At 50.6% G+C, this 19772-nt stretch carries 19 protein-coding genes and 1 other RNA gene; 2 read left to right on the top strand and 18 right to left on the bottom strand.

What is annotated here, in order from left to right:
* Window positions 1-59: 59 nt before the first annotated feature.
* Entirely contained in the window at window positions 60-1364 is a 1305-nt protein-coding gene (locus AZF00_RS07775) for an ammonium transporter (RefSeq protein ID WP_008247621.1), read from the bottom strand.
* Window positions 1365-1821: 457 nt separating this feature from the next.
* On the opposite strand from AZF00_RS07775, the gene AZF00_RS07770 reads away from it, so the two are divergent.
* A complete protein-coding gene (locus tag AZF00_RS07770) occupies window positions 1822-2589 on the top strand; it encodes a TrmH family RNA methyltransferase (protein ID WP_008247620.1) in 768 nt (255 codons plus the stop codon).
* Window positions 2590-2644: 55 nt separating this feature from the next.
* Here the strand turns inward: AZF00_RS07770 and AZF00_RS07765 are convergent, their stop codons facing one another.
* Together AZF00_RS07765 and AZF00_RS07760 are read right to left on the bottom strand one after the other, a co-directional pair.
* Window positions 2645-3820 (bottom strand): vWA domain-containing protein, encoded by a 1176-nt coding sequence (locus AZF00_RS07765; RefSeq protein WP_062383512.1) that lies wholly within the window; start codon window positions 3818-3820, stop codon window positions 2645-2647.
* A 3-nt stretch (window positions 3821-3823) separates the two neighbouring features.
* Window positions 3824-4672 (bottom strand): AAA family ATPase, encoded by an 849-nt coding sequence (locus AZF00_RS07760; RefSeq protein ID WP_008247618.1) that lies wholly within the window; start codon window positions 4670-4672, stop codon window positions 3824-3826.
* 197 nt (window positions 4673-4869) lie between these two features.
* On the opposite strand from AZF00_RS07760, the gene cysK reads away from it, so the two are divergent.
* A complete protein-coding gene (gene cysK, locus AZF00_RS07755) occupies window positions 4870-5832 on the top strand; it encodes a cysteine synthase A (RefSeq protein WP_008247617.1) in 963 nt (320 codons plus the stop codon).
* Here the strand turns inward: cysK and AZF00_RS07750 are convergent.
* The 15 genes from AZF00_RS07750 to AZF00_RS07680 all read right to left on the bottom strand — a co-directional run bounded on the left by AZF00_RS07750 (window position 5813) and on the right by AZF00_RS07680 (window position 19736).
* Window positions 5813-7237 (bottom strand): serine/threonine-protein kinase, encoded by a 1425-nt coding sequence (locus AZF00_RS07750; protein ID WP_008247615.1) that lies wholly within the window; start codon window positions 7235-7237, stop codon window positions 5813-5815. The two genes, cysK and AZF00_RS07750, sit on opposite strands and share 20 nt — an antisense overlap.
* 137 nt (window positions 7238-7374) lie before the next feature.
* Window positions 7375-8121, bottom strand: coding sequence for an alpha/beta fold hydrolase (locus AZF00_RS07745; RefSeq protein ID WP_008247614.1), 747 nt, complete (start codon window positions 8119-8121; stop codon window positions 7375-7377).
* Window positions 8122-8195: 74 nt separating this feature from the next.
* A complete protein-coding gene (locus AZF00_RS07740) occupies window positions 8196-9461 on the bottom strand; it encodes an autotransporter outer membrane beta-barrel domain-containing protein (protein ID WP_008247613.1) in 1266 nt (421 codons plus the stop codon).
* Between the two features lie 80 nt (window positions 9462-9541).
* Window positions 9542-11185, bottom strand: coding sequence for a caspase family protein (locus AZF00_RS07735; protein ID WP_008247612.1), 1644 nt, complete (start codon window positions 11183-11185; stop codon window positions 9542-9544).
* Between the two features lie 71 nt (window positions 11186-11256).
* Complete coding sequence (locus AZF00_RS07730) at window positions 11257-12069, bottom strand: FHA domain-containing protein (RefSeq protein ID WP_143829332.1); 813 nt, start codon at window positions 12067-12069, stop codon at window positions 11257-11259.
* 159 nt (window positions 12070-12228) lie between these two features.
* Window positions 12229-12639: a hypothetical protein gene (locus tag AZF00_RS07725; protein WP_008247610.1), complete on the bottom strand. Its 411-nt coding sequence runs from the start codon at window positions 12637-12639 to the stop codon at window positions 12229-12231.
* Window positions 12640-12647: 8 nt separating this feature from the next.
* Entirely contained in the window at window positions 12648-13100 is a 453-nt protein-coding gene (locus AZF00_RS07720; RefSeq protein WP_008247609.1) for a YcgN family cysteine cluster protein, read from the bottom strand.
* Window positions 13093-13371, bottom strand: coding sequence for a YcgL domain-containing protein (locus AZF00_RS07715; protein ID WP_008247608.1), 279 nt, complete (start codon window positions 13369-13371; stop codon window positions 13093-13095). Before AZF00_RS07715 ends, AZF00_RS07720 begins: the two co-directional genes overlap by 8 nt.
* Window positions 13371-14564 carry a ribonuclease D gene (rnd, locus tag AZF00_RS07710; protein WP_143829331.1) on the bottom strand — a complete coding sequence of 398 codons (1194 nt, stop codon included), beginning with the start codon at window positions 14562-14564 and terminating at the stop codon, window positions 13371-13373. The genes AZF00_RS07715 and rnd overlap by 1 nt, the downstream gene beginning before the upstream one ends.
* Window positions 14479-15078, bottom strand: coding sequence for a recombination mediator RecR (gene recR, locus AZF00_RS07705; protein WP_008247605.1), 600 nt, complete (start codon window positions 15076-15078; stop codon window positions 14479-14481). The genes rnd and recR overlap by 86 nt, the downstream gene beginning before the upstream one ends.
* Before the next feature lie 2 nt (window positions 15079-15080).
* The gene (locus AZF00_RS07700) at window positions 15081-15404 is read right to left on the bottom strand and encodes a YbaB/EbfC family nucleoid-associated protein (protein WP_008247604.1); all 324 of its coding nucleotides are present in this window, start codon (window positions 15402-15404) and stop codon (window positions 15081-15083) included.
* A gap of 28 nt (window positions 15405-15432) precedes the next feature.
* Window positions 15433-17343, bottom strand: a complete 1911-nt coding sequence (gene dnaX / locus AZF00_RS07695) for a DNA polymerase III subunit gamma/tau (RefSeq protein WP_008247603.1) — start codon at window positions 17341-17343, stop codon at window positions 15433-15435.
* 112 nt (window positions 17344-17455) lie between these two features.
* Window positions 17456-17552, bottom strand: an RNA gene (ffs, locus tag AZF00_RS07690) — signal recognition particle sRNA small type.
* Between the two features lie 129 nt (window positions 17553-17681).
* The gene (locus tag AZF00_RS07685) at window positions 17682-18299 is read right to left on the bottom strand and encodes a DUF4136 domain-containing protein (protein ID WP_008247602.1); all 618 of its coding nucleotides are present in this window, start codon (window positions 18297-18299) and stop codon (window positions 17682-17684) included.
* A 33-nt stretch (window positions 18300-18332) separates the two neighbouring features.
* Window positions 18333-19736, bottom strand: a complete 1404-nt coding sequence (locus tag AZF00_RS07680) for a DegQ family serine endoprotease (RefSeq protein WP_008247594.1) — start codon at window positions 19734-19736, stop codon at window positions 18333-18335.
* Between the last annotated feature and the right edge of the window lie 36 nt (window positions 19737-19772).

The raw sequence follows: 19772 nt of genomic DNA, 5'->3' as shown, positions 1-19772 counted from the left end.
CCAAAGCAAAACAGCCCGGCATTGCCGGGCTGTTTTTAACAAAGATCGACAAGGTCTTATTATAAATCGTAACCCACTTCGTTGTGACAAGTAATATCCAAACCCTGCCCCTCTTCGTCTGCGCTAACACGCAAGCCAATCAATTTATCGATTAGCACGAATAAGCCGTAACTAATAATAGCGGTATAGGCGAAGGTTGCACCAATACCAATCAATTGTACTTTGAGCTGCGACGCTATCGTCATACCTTCGGCGAGCCCCTGACCACTGAATACGCCCAGCTCACTGCTGGCAAAAATACCCGCCAAGAATGTCCCTAAAATGCCGCCAACACCGTGTACGGGAAATACATCAAGGGAGTCGTCAATTTTCCATACCTGCTTCATTGCTAAAGTAATGTAAAAACACACAATACCCGCACTTAAGCCAATCACCATAGCGCCCGCTGGGCCCACATAACCAGAAGCTGGCGTAATAGTACCCAAGCCCGCCACCATACCGGTTACCGCACCTAAAGCACTTGGCTTGCCATAGCGCTTCCACTCAATTGCCGACCAAGTTAAACAGCCCGTTGCCGCAGAGAGATGCGTCACCAGCATTGCCATACCGGCATCGCCATTAGCACCCAGAGCGCTGCCAGCGTTAAAGCCAAACCAGCCCACCCACAGCATTCCCGCACCGATAAATGTCATGGTCAAATTGTGTGGCGGCAAGGCCATTTGACCGAAACCCTGACGCTTACCGAGTACTAGCGCGGCCACCAACGCGGCAACACCAGCGGTTATATGCACCACGGTACCACCGGCGAAGTCGAGCAAGCCCATTTCCGCCAACCAACCACCGCCCCACACCCAATGGGTTACGGGCGCATAGACCAACAACAACCACAGCGCAGAAAATAACATTACCGCTGAGAATTTAATTCGTTCTGCAAAGCCACCAATAATCAAAGCCGGGGTGATAATGGCAAAGGTCATCTGGAACATAATAAAAACAGTTTCCGGAATATCACCACTGACGCTGTCTTCGCCTACGCCCGCCAGAAAGGCTTTACTCAAGCCTCCGACAAAGGCGCTGCCCTCGCTGAAAGCCAGGCTATACCCAGCAACCACCCACAACAGCGAGGCCAGGCAGGTAATACTGAAACACTGCATCAATACACTTAGTACGTTTTTGCTCCGTACTAAACCGCCGTAGAACAAGGCTAAACCGGGCAATGTCATAAACAGAACAAGGGCTGTTGAGGTTAACATCCACGCGGTATTACCGGTATCCAGACTCTGGGCGAATCCCCACTGTGGTGCAAAAATAGTAGCGAGCAAACCTGCAATACGCAGAGGGCGCCAATTTCCCTTGTTTTTCATCAACAATATCTCCAAGTGCTAAATTAAACGCACCAATTTAGGTCGTTAATTATTTAATCGCTCGATATTGGGGCGAAAATGACCTGCCCGAGATAGTCAGGCACCATCGCAAAATCCAATAAAAAATAACTTAAGCCACTGTTTATAAAAAACTTTAATCCCTAGAGTCCATTCCGAATACAGCAACTTAAATCAATACGACATAAGATTTATGGGCTGAAGCTTCAGCAACGCACAAACAACAAGCAATATCTATGCCCAAACTTAGTGCGCAAGCACCATAAAACAGCAGCCACCCCGAGAAGACAATCATTCCCGCAATTTAAATAGCGTAAAACAAGGTAAGCCTTGGCATTTTCAATTAATATTCTCTCGCACGCCTAGCGTGCCGCCTAAGCCCCCTTAATACCGGTAAAAGGCCTCTTTAGCCTAGCCGCCAGCAATATAAGCGAACTCTATGAGCAGCGAGAACTATCAGCAACGTAAGACCTTTTTCGACCAGCTACTAACAATCTATGGTCGCAAGCCGGTACTGGAAGCCCTGCAAGATCCTGGCATGCAGGTTTACAAGCTTCATCTCGCCCACAGCAACAAAGAAGACGGCATTATTCGCGAGTTACGCCAACTTGCCGAACAACGCGGCATTGCGATTGAAATGCACGAGCGTAAAGCCCTGTCGCGCATTTCTAAAAACGGCAAACAAGATCAAGGAGTTGCCGCCGATCTGCAGCTCAGCGCCTACCAGCCCTGCAACGCCATTAGCGCCGATCATTTACAGGCCGCGCCGCGCCGTTATATTGCCCTAGACCGCATTACCAACCCGCAGAATCTGGGTATGATTATTCGGTCGGTGGCAGCCAGCGGTATTGACGGCCTGATCTTACCGCGTCGAGGTGGTGCGCCACTTACCGCCTTAGTCATCAAAGCCAGCGCTGGCACCCTCTTTAAAGCGCCGATATATCACTGTGAAGATTTGGATGCCGAGTTACTGCGAATGAAAGACGACGGTGCCACCCTGTGCTGCTTATCGTCCCACGCGGAACACTCGCTTTTTGATTACAAAGCACAGGGCAGCATGGTTTATATTCTTGGCAATGAAACTGAGGGCGTGAGTCGCAACTTAGAAAAGCGCTGCAATACCCGCTTAAAAATCCCTATGCACAACGGCGTCGAGTCGCTGAATGTCGCGGTGACAGCTGCATTAATTGCCTTTAGCGGGGTTTGATCGAGCGAGATAAGAGAAGGGCGCAAACGATAGAGGCTAGCGTTTGCGCTTAGATTTATTTAGCTAAATAGGTCATGGCCTGCTCAAGCCCGCCCAAAGTCATCGGGTACATATGCCCTTCAAGCTGCTGTTCAACCATTTTAATAGATTGGGTCCAACCCCAGTCAGATGGCGGCACTGGGTTTAACCAAGCCACTTTATCGTAGGTCTCGCGCAGGCGTCGCATCCACGCCTCCCCCGCCTCCTCATTCCAATGCTCAACACTGCCACCAGGCTGAACAATTTCATAGGGCGACATCGACGCGTCACCCACAAAAATCACTTTATAATCCGAGCTGTATTTATGCAGGATATCCAGCATTTGAATGCGCTTGGCGTGACGGCGCATATTATTATCCCAGACCGACTCATAGATGTAGTTATGGAAGTAATAATACTCCATGTGCTTAAATTCACTGCGCGCAGCCGAGAACAGCTCCTCACAGACTTTAATATGGGGATCCATAGAGCCACCCACATCAAAGAACAACAGCACTTTCACCGCGTTGTGGCGCTCTGGCACCATCTTTAAATCCAGCATGCCGCCATTCTTGGCTGTGGAGGAAATAGTATCGTTGATATCTAATTCGTCGGCAGCGCCAGTGCGCGCAAATTTACGCAGGCGGCGCAAGGCAACCTTGATATTGCGCGTTCCTAGTTCAACGTTGTCGTCGAGATTTTTGAAGTCACGACGCTCCCACACTTTAATCGCTTTTTTATTCTGACTTTCGCCGCCAATGCGAATGCCTTCTGGATTGTAACCACTATGACCATAGGGCGAGGTGCCGCCGGTGCCGATCCATTTGTTACCGCCAGCGTGCCGACCTTTTTGCTCTTCAAGACGCTTTTTAAACTCTTCGATCAGCTTATCTAGGCCGCCCAAAGACTCAATCTTGGCTTTTTCTTCTTCGCTAAGTTGCTTAAGAAACTCCTTACGTAGCCAATCGTCAGGAATCATCGCCTCAATAATATCGTCGAGGCTGCTGAGATCGCTAAAGTAGCGACCAAAGGCTTTATCGAAGCGGTCGTAATACTTCTCATCCTTGACCATGCACAGTCGTGCCAACTGATAAAACTCGTCGACATCGACAAACGCTAGGCGTGCTTGCAGCCCTGCCAATAAATCGAGCAGTTCGCGAATGGTTACCGGCACACCGGCATTGCGTAAACTGAGAAAAAATTGAACTAGCATAATTTAATTGCGGCCATCGCGGCGATGCATAAAGGCCAAACGCTCAAGCAAATGGACATCCTGTTCATTTTTCAACAGCGCGCCGTACAGCGGCGGTATCGCCTTGCTGGCATCACGGTTTTTAAGAATTTCACCTGGAATCTCATCCGCCAGTAGCAACTTCAGCCAGTCTATTAACTCTGAAGTTGAGGGCTTTTTCTTTAAACCAGGAATTTTACGAATTTCAAAGAAAACTTCCATCGCCTCGGCCACCAGCTCTTTAGCGATATTTGGATAATGCACCGCAACAATCTTCTGCATGGTTTCCCGGCTTGGGAAGGTTATAAAGTGGAAAAAGCAGCGGCGCAAAAAGGCGTCTGGCAATTCTTTTTCATTATTACTGGTAATGATAATAATTGGTCGGTGCTTAGCTTTAACGGTTTCGCCCGTCTCATAAACAAAGAATTCCATGCGATCAAGCTCAACAAGCAAATCATTGGGAAATTCAATATCGGCCTTATCAATTTCATCAATCAATAACACCACTTGCTCATCGGCTGCAAAAGCCTCCCAAAGCTTGCCGCGACGGATATAGTTGCTGATATCTTTTACTTTCTCATTACCCAGCTGGGAATCGCGCAAACGTGAAACCGCATCGTACTCATACAAGCCCTGCTGAGCCTTGGTCGTCGATTTAATGTGCCATTGAATTAGGGTTTTGCCCATTGATTCAGCGACTTGTTCAGCCAATAGGGTTTTACCGGTACCCGGCTCACCCTTGATTAACAGCGGACGCTGTAAAGTCACCGCCGCGTTGACAGCCATACTCAGGTCGTCAGTTGAAACATATGAATCCGTACCGGTAAATTTCATTCGTATTCCCTAAAACTTGTCGCACTGTTCTAAACTGCTCAGGCGATGATTAAAATGACTGCGCAGAAGACTACCCAAGCTGGCATTATAAGGCAATTACAAATCAGGCCAGCTATACAATCCACTTTCGGTGCCAGTTTGGCGAAATAAAGCCAGAAGTACCTAATAAATGACATTTCAGGCTATTGGAGACGACCATGACCGCCCCTTACGATGACCTCAGCCTCACCATTGGCAACACCCCCCTCATTAAAGTGAAACGTATCAGCCAGCACAATATTCTGGTGAAAATGGAAAGCCGCAACCCTGCCAATAGCGTCAAGTGCCGTATCGGCGCCAATATGATCTGGCAGGCAGAGCAAGATGGCAGTCTCAAAGCAGGCATGGAGATTGTTGAGCCCACCAGCGGGAACACGGGTATTGCTTTGGCTTTTGTCGCCGCCGCGCGGGGCTACCCAATCACCCTCACCATGCCCAGTACCATGAGCATGGAGCGGCGCAAGGTCTTACTCGCCCTCGGCGCCAAACTGGTTCTGAGCGACGGCAGCAAGGGCATGAAAGCCGCCATTGCGGCCGCTGAAGCCATCGTGGCCAGCGACCCTGAACGCTATTTTATGCCTCAGCAATTTAGCAATCCCGCGAACCCAGCTATTCACGAACGTACCACCGGCCCCGAGATATGGGAGGACACCAAGGGCGAAATTGATATTTTGGTCGCAGGGGTAGGCACCGGTGGCACGCTATCGGGTATATCGCGGTATATTAAAAACCAGTGTGGCAAGGCAATCACCACCATTGCCGTAGAACCCAGCTCTACCAACCTCATTCGCAGTGCTCTCAATGGCGGCGAAGTCCAGCATGCACCCCACAAAATTCAAGGTATCGGCGCCGGTTTTCTGCCCGACAATCTTGATTTGAACATGGTTGATGCAGTGGAAGCCATCGACGACGACGAAGCCATGCAATGGGCACATCGTTTAATGAAAGAGGAAGGTATTTTAGCCGGTATTTCTAGCGGTGCGGCGATGGCGGTCGCTGAGCGCGTCGCCAGTCGACCTGAAAACGCCGGTAAAACGATTGTGGCAATCCTTCCGGATTCGGCGGAACGCTACTTAAGCTCAGCCTTATTTGCCGGTGCCTTTACTGAGATTGATGGCTAAGTAAGGATTTCTTCAGGCCTAGTAACTCCGGGTTCTGGGCCAAAGACTCGTACTTCAAAAGCTCATCTATTTGCTGAACTCGCTGCCTTGGCTCTGCTGACGCAGCGATAATCGCTTCGCTCATCGCCACAACTAAACGGTCTAGCTTTTTCATTACTTCGCGGTTGTGCGGATGCAGCACATAGGCCCGATCTAGGTAGTGCAGCGCACCGTTAATATCGCCAAACTTCAATGCTAAATCGGCTTCAGCTAAATGTGATGTCAACTGTTGCTGCACCGCGACCGGTAACTCGCTAAACGGGATGTCAGGCCCGATTTCCGGCTCATACACGGCAAAGAAAGCAATTGCCGACAGCACGACGACTAACAGCGCAACGCTAAGCTGCTTTACTCGCCGTCCGGCGCCGCTAAATTGCCGATAAAATTGCCCCGCATCAGCACAGCGCGCGTCTCGATCAAAAGCCAAGGCATTGTTTATGGCCTGCCACTGATAAAGTGGAATGCCTTTGATTCGCTTTGGTTTTAAGCCCTGATCACGCGCGAGGGTGGCCTTTTTCTTGGCAAACGGGTGCTCGCCGGTATACAACTGATAGGCAATGATCCCTATCGCATAGACATCGTCTGAGGTGTGCGGTGGCGCCGCGGCAAACATTTCACAGCTTGCGTAGCCTGGGGTCAGGCCGACAACTTCACCAATATCATCTCCGCCCCCATATAAGGCCCGCGCGATGCCAAAATCCAATACCTTTATAACACCTTCGTCGGTTACAAAAATATTCGCGGGTTTAAGATCCGAGTGCACAATATTGCGTTTGTGGGCATAGGCAATCCCTTGCGCGAGAGCCTCAATATAGCTCCGTGCATGACGCTGGCAATGCGCCCTATCATTAATGATTTCATCAAGCGTGCGGCCCTTTAAGGCCTCCATCGTCATGAAGAACACATCACCGTCACGATCAAAATCGTAGACCGTAATAATATTGGGGTGAGCGAGCTTTTGTGACTTATCGGTTTCGCGCTGCAGCGCAATATAGGCCAGCGGGTCTTGCGAAAAGTCACCGGCGATCAGTTTGATCGCCACATAGGGGTCCTTGTGCTTGGCCTCTAATTTGCGTTCATCGACAGCGAGAAACACGGCTCCCATACCGCCCTCTCCAAGCTTTTTCTCCAGGCGAAATCGATCTTTAAGCACACTGCCAACATTAAAGCCCAGGGGCTGGCGCGGGCCATCGGAGCCCCCGTCATCAATAAAAAAAGCGGTATTCTCTTCCGGCACACTAGCCAGCTCAGTGACATCACTTAGCAGGGTCGCGTCATCGTTTACTAACGCTGTTTTATCGTTGTTCGCCTCGATGTCCGCGCCCCCCCTGACCGCGCGGCGATAACAAATCAGTACCGTCTGCATCAAAAGATACTTGTGTTGCATCGTCATCGCGCGCGGAGGGAACGAGGGTACTGATACGGGTTTTGTCCTGTTCACTCATCTTCAATCCTCAGCACCAACACGCCAATTGCTATTAGAACGGCTTAAACAGCCCACTACTATTTGATTAAGTCTGGCCACTGCTCGCGCCAGCAGCAATGATGGCTAAAGTTCGGGACTAGGACTAATTCGCCACCGTGCCGGGCAATAAATGCCCGCGTCAGTTGGGTGGGAACATTATCGTCATGTTCACCAGAAAAATGCCGATACCTGACATGTGTGGGATAACGCAACAGCATGGGATTCAGCGACTCATGCAAGGGCAAATACCCATGATGTTTCGCCCAGCCGTCTGTATCTAAATTCGCAGCCACAGTAACCACTTCGTCTACAGACACCATATAGGCGAGCATTAACATTGCTAAGCTACCGCCGCCACTGAAACCAATCAGGCTGACGCTGTTTGCCCCCCGCTCTTGTATCAACGCCTGCGCGGCAGCTGCCATACTCCGTACCACCGCGTCACCATAACGTGCCGACGTCCACAGATTCTTGTTGCACATTGGCTCATCATGCAAACCCAAATAGCAGGGTCGCCCCAGATAGACGACATCGGCCTCTGTATCAAGACTGGCCAAGCCTAAGACTAAGGGATTTCTGGGCGTCGGGTCATTGGCAATATATCGACCGTGTCGCCAAGGACTACCATCACCGTCGAGATAAATATGCAGTGTTTTTGTCGTTGAGTGAGGCTTGGCGTAAGTAACATGACGGAAGTTAAGCCCCTCAACAAGCCCCTTAGTCATACCCAAACGCTCTGCGGTGACGTCAATACGTTGAGTCGGCGTGGCACAGGCAGCGAGCATTAACATCCATACAATAGTGAAAACATACCCATACCGAGGCGCATTCACTGATAAAGCACTAATTGCTCAGCCCATTAAGGTAATTCAATGCGTAAGCCTATGGTCGCGGTATATTTATTCATATAGTCATGCATTAACAAACGCTCATAAGCCGCATAGGCCGCCAAGCCGCGCTTAAATTGCGCAGCCACGCCGAAGGAAAGCGCTAAGGTACTCGAATCCGGCTCGTCAGACTGATCAGAAATACTCGCGAGGAAGCTTTTATCAGCATCATTCAAGGTCTGGCCATTCGTCTTATAGGCATCACCCTGATCAAAATTAAATTCCGCCCGCACCGATGGTGACAGCACGCCCCAGGACTGCAATAAAGAATAGTCTGCCTGCACAGCCAAACTCAAAACAGTAGAGTCGATATCTTGGGCATTGACACTGCGCACCGCCCCACTACCGGAGGCAGACCGCTCGGTGTAGCTGTCCACCTCACCTCGCATAAATAAGGCCCGCACACTCGGGTTTAATCTCAGCGGGCCGTAGTCATAATCAGCGCCTACGGTAAAATCAGCATACCAATAATCACCCTCGGTTGACGCCGAAAATGCATCGCTTGTGGTGCTGCGATCCACATCAATATCGATTGCCCCATAAGCTAGAAACGCCGATATATAATGGCTGTCCCAATATTTAGCACCGTGGCTTCCCAGCATTAGCGACGACACCTCACTACCACCCAAACGACTGTCTAGATCACTGTCACCATCACTGACACTGATCGACATACCTGCAAAGCTTGCCTCATCAACACGGTAATCGAAGCCTATGGTTATCGCATTGCTCTCTTGATCATAACCACCACTGCTGGCCGTTGCCTCGCGGTCCCGCTTGGTGTATTCCGTAAAACTGAACAGAGACAGGCGACTGTCATCAAGTAGCGCATTATCAGCGCTAGCTGCGCCACCAAGAGGTGAAAAATTCAAACCAGCTGTCTGATTGGTATTGCCTGACCTAGATCGCAAATTATTAATTTTATTGAGAACGGTCATTGCTAACTCTTTCGCTTGACTAGCGCTGCCCTCAGTCACCGTAGCGCCACAGCTATCATTTAATTCCGTCTGCGTCGGCTCTGGGCTCTCGCTTTCGGCGACTCTTACTGCTGTAGGTGATTCAAAGCTCACGTACTCACCACCCGTGCCAACGCCCCCCGTTGGTGGCGGCGGATTCTCGGAATTTGAATCAGTTTGCTTGCGAGCTTGGCAATTTTCGGCTGCACTCGCTGGCAAGACCAGTGTTGTAGCCGCGAACAGCCCCAGCAAAAAGCTCATGTTTAGCGTTAAATTTTTCACTGCCAATCTCCCTATCTAAAAAGCACTCACCCATTTTTATTGTTGCAACAGCCTCCGGCATGTCGACAAGCACTGGGGGCTTATTGCACGAGGCTACTAGGTACAAAGAAAAAATCACCAACTTCGTGCCCAGCACCTTTTATACTTTTATAAACCGGCTCTTGAACAAACTGATTCGCCGCCGCGCGTACTTTTACTGGGCCGCGTATGCTGGCATATAAATCCGGCGCAGAAAGCACGTCTTTATTTTTGCGCAGCACATCGATTAGTTCTTGAGCAAACACGGAATGATCGCCGCCGCCTTCGTCAATAACCGGCTTATCGCCACCCGAGGACAATAATAGGCGCGAGCGGCGTGGTAATTTATATTTTATATATTCACTGCTTGTTGAATTGGCGTTTTGCCCAAAAAACAAGTGCCCCGGTGCAGAAGAAAGTAAGCCGCCATAACAAGAATCAGCAATGACCAAAACCCGCTTCGCCTGAATACGGCCTAAATGATTACTAATAAACTCATTCGAAACCCAAGAAGCGTCATTCGGTGGCGGATCCGCATTAATCGGCAGCCAATAGCCAGTATCGCGCTCGCCAATATTAATCATTGAACCGTGGCCTGCGTAATAAATAAGTAAATTGTCATTTTCGGTCAGCACGCTGTGAAGCTCATTTATCGCTTTCATAACGGTTAAGCGGTCGCTATCCAATAATAGTTGAACGTGAAAACCGTATTGCTTTTCGAGTATTTCGCCCACTTCTCGGGCGTCATTTAGGGGTGTTTGTAAATTCTCTAATTGGGCATAATTTCGGTTGCCAATGACTAAGGCGTAATAACGCCCAAAATCCATGTCCGCCAACTTAATTTCACTGCCGAGCGTGTTCGACGCGGGACTGGATTTGAGCGTTGTTGCGGGCGTACGCAAACGGGGAATAGTTGACAGTTGACGCTCTACGCTAGCGCGATCATCTTGGAGTGACTGAACTAATTGCGCCAAGGTGACTAATTTCTCTGCGCCGCCATCAGCAAGCTTCTGTGATTTATCATTATCGGCTAATTGTTTTTTAAGTGCGTTAAGCTGACGTTCCATTAATGCGAGTTGATTGCTTTTACTCGCCAACTGCTTTTCCAGCTCACTGCGTAAGGCCATTTGTTCAGCGCGTGCAGCATCTTGAAATATCACGCTATCGTCAGGTAGGCCCCAGGCATCGCGATATAAATTAAGGGCTTGTAGTTTATCCTTCTCAACACCGAGGCCCTGCTCGTACATTGTTCCCAAATTAAATTGCGCGCTTTTATTTCCCTGCGCCGCCGCTTTTTGGTACCAAAGCACTGCGGCCTTGTAATTTGGCTCGGTGCCTAGGCCCTTCTCAAAAATCTCGCCGACCGCCAACTGCGCCTCTGCGTCGCCCTGCTCAGCGGCGGGCAGCCAAATTTTTAATGCTGTTTTATAGTTGGCGCGATCATAGGCAACATACTCCCCGCCACGAATATTACAGTCTGCTGCAGTCGTTTTTATTGGCCGTCGCGGCGACAGATACGTCATATTGCCAAGCTTGCGCATTTGCCCCGGTAACAGGCAGTCAACAATTTGCAAGCCCGCTATAATCACTTCCGTGTTGACACTTGGCGACTGCGCACTGCGGTCATCTTGGTTCGCTGCGCAGGACACCAGTATCGCCAAACTGATTGCAACGCTGACTCTTACGAGCCCATATATTATTTTCATACGATCTGCCTCTGTCATCTAATCCCTGATGAGCCGGAGCGTCTATTGGCGACCACTTCGTCTAAACAAACTCAGTGCAATTGACGAAACACCATATCAATACGTCCCAAGCTAAGTAATTGGCCGTCGTGCAACGCGACTTTGCTACTGGCTTCACCATTAATTCTAATACCATTGGTAGAGCCGATATCTTCCAGCCACCAACTGCCACTTTTATGAATTAATTTCGCATGTAACATCGACACACTTGGGTCATCAATTCTTATTTTTAGATTTTCCTGACGCCCAATAGTCCAAAATGTATCGGCATTTTTAGCCGACACCCCGAACACTAAACTACGGCCATCGGCAAAGAAAAACACCAGCGCTACTTCGGTGCTGGTTTGCTTTGCGCTAATCGCTCGTTGAATTCGCTGATCTATCACTTCCTTAGAATATTTTGTGCTACGAATCGCTGTATCGGTCCATCCTGGGGGAAGTTGGTAGGACTGCTGAAATGACGTTAATTCGCTATCGGGCTCATCTTCTATTACAACAGAGCCACCGCCAAAATTATCTTTCTGAGGAAGCCGCGCAGCGACGATAGTGCGCTCTTCTTCGGCAGTACTTTTTAGGTAATATGCCGCTTCGCCAAATCGAATAACATCACCACTTTTAACCGCGGCGGGCTTGTTTAGTAGTCGGTTGTTAACACAGGTGCCGTTAGTCGAGGCAAGATCTTCGAGTATCCATTCCCCAGAGATATAGCTTAACTTAGCGTGATGGCGAGATAACAAGCCTTTGGCAATAGTAATATCGCAGTCGTTATCACGGCCAATAACCACCGACCCGCTTGCAATAGCATAGGCTTCGTTGCCATCCAAGCTGACGAGTTTCAAATCCATTCGCTTACCTACTGAACTGCCTTCAATTGGCTTGAGATCAGCGCAATCTAATTGTTCATTTTGACCAAGCAATGGCTTGGGGTCCAAGCCAAAGTATAGCGAATAAATATCAAGATGGAATCCGCTCTCAGCCGAACCCAAACAAAATAACAGCCATCCTTACAGTGACGGCTCCTTTCGCTCATTATTGGGAGCTAATTTCGCACTTTTTTTCACTGCCGGACGAGATTTAGCCGGTGTCTGCCCTGACGGAACCCAGGTCATGGCCGCTGCAGCCAAAATCAATGCCAATATTTGCCCGGCCGCCAAAACCAGAAGGATAGACATCGCGTCTTCAATGCCCTCGGTCAATACAGTCAGTACCGCCGCGGCACTGCCCGGCACCCACAACTCCGGCGATGCAGGGTGGCGCCCCGGAATAAATAGGAATGCCACCGCCGCGAAAAGCAGCCAATAGCGGACAAACACCGACGAAATTCGCCGTAAAAGCAAGAACCACACTGCAATGGCCAGCGCACCCACGCCCATGTAAACCTGCCACGCCAAGCGGTAATCGTCTAAATTAATCATGTGACACCTTAGTTTACCCAGTGAATAATGTGGTCTTCCAGCGATTCTTCAGCCACTGCCAGCTCACTGACGCAGCGCCCCCGTACCGATATTTTAGCGCGGTGTACACTTTCATCGCTGTCGGACAGCAATGGGTGCCACGGCGCTAACCGCCCACCTTCACTTAGCACCCGATAAGCGCAGGTTTCGGGCAGCCAGTGAAACTCGCTGATATCATCAAGTTTAAGTTGTATGCAATCGGGTACGCGCTCCCGGCGGTGGGAATAATCGCTACAACGACAACTCGTGGTGTCCAGTAAACGACAAGCAACATCGGTATAGAAAATATCGCCGCTGTCCTCGTCCTCAAGTTTCTGTAAACAGCACTTACCACAACCGTCGCAGAGCAACTCCCACTCTTGAGCCGACATTTCGGCCAGAGATTTAACCTCCCAGAACGGTGGTCGCACGACATCAGCCATCGCGTTCGGTCCCCACCATGGGATTTAAACGCTCCGGTTGCGGCGGTAGTTGCAGGTAAAAGCCATTGTCGGCAATCTCTTGCATCACCTTGCCGACGTCGGCGCGGGATAATTTGCGCTCGGCAGTTAACACCAGGGTCATTGCCCGCACTGGTTTACCGAAACGCAGCAATAACGCCTCGGGCACCTTGCTTAAATCTTCCTGATGATCGACATATAAATACATTCCCTCGGTACGAGAGCTGCGGTATACCGCGCAAATACGCTTCATTAATTTTTCCCGCTTAGGCGTAAAAGCCCATCACCAACCAAAGGTTTACGCCAGCCGCTCAGCGCTGGCGGCAAAACACCGGCGCGGATCAACTCTTCTAAATCACGCTTTTTAAGTAGCACTTCCGGCGCCACATCGGCGGCTTCTGCCGCCGCCTCACCCAGCGCCTTCATTTGCTTTAATAGCTGGGTTTGCGCTGGCGTCAGCGGTTTTGGCGCCGCCGCTGGCAAATCGGTGTCGGCGGCCGAGCGCGCCTTACTGATCAACTCCAATATAAGATCACCGTAACGGCGAATACTGCCCGGCGACAGGTCTTTGACACGCCCTAACTGCCCCAAGTCATTAGGCATTTGTCTGGCTACCTCAAAGCACACTGCATCTTTTATTACTCGGCCCCGCGGAATATTGCGCTCTTTGGCTTCAATCTCACGCCAGGCGCAAAGTTGCTGCAGAGCATACTGCTGACGCTGGCTAAGCTTCCACAGCGATTTGATACGCTGATAATAGTCTTGGGGCAATGCTGGGCTTTCCGCTTGCGTCGTGATTGTCGCACAGTCTTCCAACCACCAACTTAAGGCGCCTTTGGCTTCTAAACGCTGTTTGAGTAGGGGATAAACCTTTTGCAAATACAAAACATCCAGCGCCGCATAGGTACACTGACTTTCACTTAAGGGACGGCGCAACCAGTCTGAGCGGGTTTCGCCCTTCTCCACGTGAATCCCGAGGCATTCCATAATCAGTTTTTGATAGCTAAGACCAAAACCCAAGCCTGCCAAGGCCGCGCCAATTTGCGTATCCAACAAGGGCTGCGGCACACATTGGAACAGCACCTGAAAGACCTCTAAATCTTCACTGCAAGAGTGGATGACCTTGGGAATATCCTGGCGCCGCAGTAATTCAGTGAATGCCGACCAATCACTAATCTTAAGGGGGTCAATCAAATACAAACGACCAGCGGCCCCAACTTGCAACAACCCGGCAATGGGGTAAAACGTATCTGTGCGAATAAATTCGGTATCAATAGCCAGAAACTCGGCCTGCGCCCAAATTGCGCAATTTTCATTTAAAACGCTATCGCTATCAATATAGAGACAAGATTCCAGAGGGTCAGTCAATGCGTCGTCGTCCTTTAAGTGCGTGAGCAAGGGTGCCGCTGTCGACGTATTCCAACTCGCCACCCAGTGGTACGCCATGGGCAATCCGGCTTACCGCGATCCCCCGGCTGCGCATTTGTTCGGTAATGTAATAAGCGGTGGCTTCACCCTCAACTGTAGGATTGGTGGCCAAAATCACTTCACTCACCGCCAATTCAGTAGCTCGCGCCAGAAGATGATCGATTCCAATCTCCTCTGGGCCAATACCGTCAATGGGCGATAAATGCCCCATTAACACAAAGTAAAGCCCCTTGTAGTCGCCACTCTGCTCAAAGGCGACAACATCTGCTGGAGACTCAACCACACAGATGGTTTGGCTATCTCGGCGGCTATCGGCGCAGATAAAGCACTGCTCATTCTCAGTTAATGTGCGACAGCTTTTACAGTGCCCCACCTTCTCCACGGCCTTGGCTAAGGCTGCCGATAATCTCGCGGCACCAGGCCGGTTGCGCTCTAATAATTGAAAACTCATACGCTGCGCCGACTTGGCGCCAACCCCAGGCAGACAGCGCAGGGCGTCAATTAATTCATCAATTAAGGGACTGTAGCTCATCGTTAAAACGGCACCTTAAAGCCGGGGGGCATACCCATTCCCGACAACATACCGCCCATTTGATCTTTGTTACTTGCCTCGATCTTCCGCACTGCGTCGTTCATTGCCGCAGCAATTAAGTCTTCAAGTATTTCCTTATCTTCGCTCATTAAGCTCGGATCAATATTCACGCGGCGAACATCATGGCGCCCTGTCATGATCACCTTAACTAGGCCTGCGCCGGACTCGCCCTGCACTTCTGCATTGGCTAATTCCTCTTGGGCTTTTTGCATTTTTTCCTGCATTTCAGCCGCTTTTTTCATTAACTCATTTAAATCTGGTTTCATCTGCCTATCTCTATGTTACTCACACAATTCAACTTACAAGCTGGACCGACTCGATATCCAACACACCGTCAAACTCGGCAATTAATTTATTCACCATTGGGTCGGCAATAAGTGCGTCCTTAGCAATCACCAGACGCTCATCCAAACAGCGCTGACGGTACGCCGCCGGAGTTTCAGTCGGTGTTGGCGCAATATGCACTGAAACCTGCAATTTCGCCGCAAAATACTCACTGAGCATTTCACCTAAGCGCTCAATATGACGATCATTTAACAGTGCTGCATTTGCAGCATCAATATTAAACGTAAGACTACTATCGGTTTTTTCAAGAAGCTGGCAATGACTGGCAATACTGCCGAGCATGCCGGGAAGAGCAAACTTCTCGAATTGCTCTCGCCAAATTTGCTCGGAGAACGCCGCCAAGCTGATTTTTTCTGCACTTACAGCTGCAATTGGCGGTGTTTCAGCCGCTGCAGGCGCAGTGATTTCTGACGCGGCGGGCTGGCTTATTTGCGGTTCAGCAACAGGCGTTTCCGCAGGTGTATTCATCGGCGCAGGATTGGCTGGGGTCACTGCTGCAGACAGCAATTCCGGTTCAGCGGGCTGTTCCTCCCAGGGTGGAAGCGAATCACTTCGCCCAGTATCTGCTACGGGCTCGGCCTGCGTCGGTTGCGTTGGGCTTGGCGCCTCTTCAACGCTAGCGGGCACGATAGCTGCATCGTCAGCGCGCGGCGTGGGCGCCGGCGAACTGGCTACCGCTAGCTCTGGCTTATTCGCTAAAGGCTTTTTTACAGGAGCAGCGGCCTCCGCCGCTGACGGCGCGCGGGCTAATTTTTGCCGAGGGCCATCGATAACACCTTGAGGCTTAAAGGCCAGCATCCTGAGTAACAACATTTCCAAACCGGCTCTAGGGTCAGGGGCTAAACCCATGTCCCGGCGCCCCGCCAAGGCCATTTGATAGTAAAACTGAACATCCTCAGCAGTGACGGTCGCGGCTAAGTCTATAATCCGCTGGCGATCACCCAGGCTATTATCCAAGCCTTCAGCGACCGTTTGTGCCACGGCCAAACGATGCAGCACCACTAATAACTCGCTAACCACACCAGCAAAATCCGCGCCCATCTCCGCCAAATCAGCCACAATCGCTAATAACGCAGCACCATCGCTGGCGGCAAAGGCCTCAATTAAGCGGTACACCGAACCGTGATCTATTGTGCCCAACATTTGGCGCACATCGACTTCGGCCAACTTGCCCGAGCCAAAGGCAATCGCTTGGTCGGTCAAGCTCAAGGCGTCGCGCATACTGCCGTCAGCTGCGCGGCCCAGCAGCCACAGCGAGGGCTCTTCGTAATGAACCATCTCTTTTTCGAGTATGGTTTTAAGGTACTCTACAATACGTTCAGCGGTTAAATTTTTGAGATTGAACTGCAAGCAACGCGACAAAATCGTGGCGGGCAATTTTTGAGGGTCAGTCGTTGCGAGCAAAAATTTAACGTGCGCTGGCGGCTCCTCCAAGGTCTTCAGCAAGGCGTTAAAGCTGCTACTGCTAAGCATGTGCACCTCGTCAATGAGGTAGACTTTGTAGCGACCTTGGCTGGGGGTGTACTGCACGTTGTCGAGTATTTCGCGGGTATCTTCAACCTTAGTCCGCGATGCCGCATCGACCTCGAGCAAATCAACAAAACGGCCTTCATTGATGGCGACACAGGCGTGACATTGACCACAGGGCTCAGAGCTAACCCCAACCTCACAGTTTAAACACTTGGCAAGAATCCGAGCGATAGTGGTTTTACCCACCCCACGGGTGCCAGTAAACAAGTAGGCATGATGCAGACGGTCGTGATCGAGGGCATTAACCAGCGCCTTAAGCACATGATTTTGGCCAGCCATTTCACGGAAGGTTTTCGGGCGCCACTTACGCGCCAACACCTGATAGCTCATTGAATAATTCCTGACGTGGAAGCGGCAAGGATACACCAGCCCTGCGAGGACATAAACCAATGAAAGCAAACAGAAATGAATACAGAAGGAAGGTTTAACGCTCTGGTGGCAGTCCAACCAGCCACACCCCGGCACACGATATGATAACTACCGTTGCTCCCTTCCAGGCCTGGCGGAGTTCGCTATCTCTCGTTGCGGGGGGACCGGAAGGACTACCGCAGAAAACACGTTTTAGGCATGGCCTTAACGCGGGCGCTATTGTCAACGAAAGCCCGTAGACATGCAAGCGACCCACGTAGATATTCCCAAATATTCTCGATTAATCAATGCGCTATCAATCAAGGGTGCTGCTCAGCGCCCGGCGGAAATTTGGCCAACACCGCCGCCACCGTGTCCTGAATATAGCGCCGACGCTCTTCTGGGGTATCCATATTTGGCATGACCCGCTTACTTGTGCCCCGCCACACCAACTTTTTGCTTTTGGCATCAATAATATCGATCATCAGGCTACTCTCTTCGTAGCTACGCACCCAAACATCGTCGTCATAGAAGTGGCCGTGACCAAAATAACCACGACCATAGCCAGGCCGATAATCACAGTAATAACAAGGATAGTAGGAAAAATGGGTATACCACGACCCAAAGCTATTAAAGTTTACTTTTTCCTCTTTACCCAAGTGGTACGTCACCAACACCGAAGCTGGCACGCCGTCGAGCGCTCGACTCAAGCCCTTGGCCGCTAACTGGGCATCAACGGCATCCGTCACTCGCTGACGAACCAAATCATTGTCTAAATCAGCATTATTACCGCCGTCGGCCGCCTCCGTGCGCGGTAGCCAGGCAAATGTCGACACCCCGGCAAAGTCATAGTCTGCGGCGTAATCCGAGCTAACAGGGATACCTGCACAAGCCGATACCAGTGCAACCAATACAACAACAAGCGCTTTCTTAATCATTTCGTCGACTCCGAGCGACAAACTCAACAATAGCTATGGCTGCAAAACAACCCACAAGGCCATTTGCCCACGCAACACTCTAATTAATAAACCACCCTTACTGGCGGCAAGCACAGCGCTGAACTCTTTAACATCTCTTACCCTGCGCTGATTCACCGACACAATCAAATCGCCAGGCAGCAACTTGCTCGCCGCCTCAGCATCACTGGCGACCTCCGCCACCGCCACACCGCGACCATCAGGGGAATCTCGCAGTACAACGCCCTTAAGTAAATGGCTGACATCGCTACCCTGCGCACTTGCCGCCGCCTTCAAAGTAGGTGTCGGCTTTAAGCGCGCGTGCAACGTTTTTCTTTTGCCGTCGCGTAACACAGTAACCGCGATTTTGTCGCCAATCCGGCGCAAACCTACCGCATTGCGTAATTGGGCAGAGTTATAGACGTCTTTATCGTCAATCGCGATCACCAAGTCGCCAGGCTTGATGCCAGCATCATCGGCTGCCGATTTGTCCTGCACTTCCGCAATGATTGCGCCGCGCTGATGCTTGGGAAGTTTAAAAGCCTCGGCCAGCTCTGGGGTAAGATCTTGAATAACCACGCCAAGCTGGCCGCGCTTAACCTCACCATGTTCCAAAATTTGATCAATACTCACTTTGGCCATATTAATCGGAATCGCAAAACCAATCCCGACATTGCCACCGGCAGGCGCCAATATAGCGGTATTCACCCCCACCAGCTCGCCGTGCAAATTCACAAGCGCACCGCCAGAGTTACCCGGATTAATAGACGCATCGGTTTGAATAAAGTTTTCGTAACCCTCAATACCCAAGCCGGTACGCCCCAGCGCGCTCACAATCCCGGTGGTAACCGTTTGACCCAGGCCGAAGGGATTGCCAATCGCCACCACGTAGTCGCCAACTTCCAAGTTCTCGGAGTTAGCAAGCTTGACGCTGCGCAGGTCTTTGGCATCAATTTTTAACACGGCAATATCCACATCTGGATCAGAGCCAATTAACGTGGCAGTAAAGCTGCGTCCATCTTCTAAGGAAACGGTTATCTCATCAGCACCATTGATAACATGGTGATTGGTCAGTACGGTGCCCGCCTTCGAATCAATAATCACACCCGAGCCCGCACTCTGGGTTCGGCGCTGCTGGGGACGCATTTGCTGTTCGGGAACGTTAAAAAAGCGGCGAAAAAAGGGATCGTTTAATAAGGGGTTTTGCTGAATATTTCGGGTGGTGTACGTGGAGATATTGACCACGGCTGGGTTTACGGTTTTCAGCATCGGCGCCAAACTTGGCAGCGTCCGCCCTTCGGCATCTTGCTGGGGAAATAAAGCAACGCCAGCTTGGCTAAGGCCCAATAAAAAACACAAGAAAATGCCCTTAACAAACACCTTGCTACGCCGATCGGCGCGATGATCCAGACTCTTCATAAGTCCCTAAACCCCCTTAGTCACTCAGAATGCTCA

It is taken from the genome of Zhongshania aliphaticivorans, from assembly GCF_001586255.1.
GTDB classification, from domain to species: Bacteria; Pseudomonadota; Gammaproteobacteria; order Pseudomonadales; family Spongiibacteraceae; genus Spongiibacter; species Spongiibacter aliphaticivorans.
Note: the sequence above shows the minus strand (reverse complement) of the source record. Positions and strands in the feature narration are given on the sequence as shown.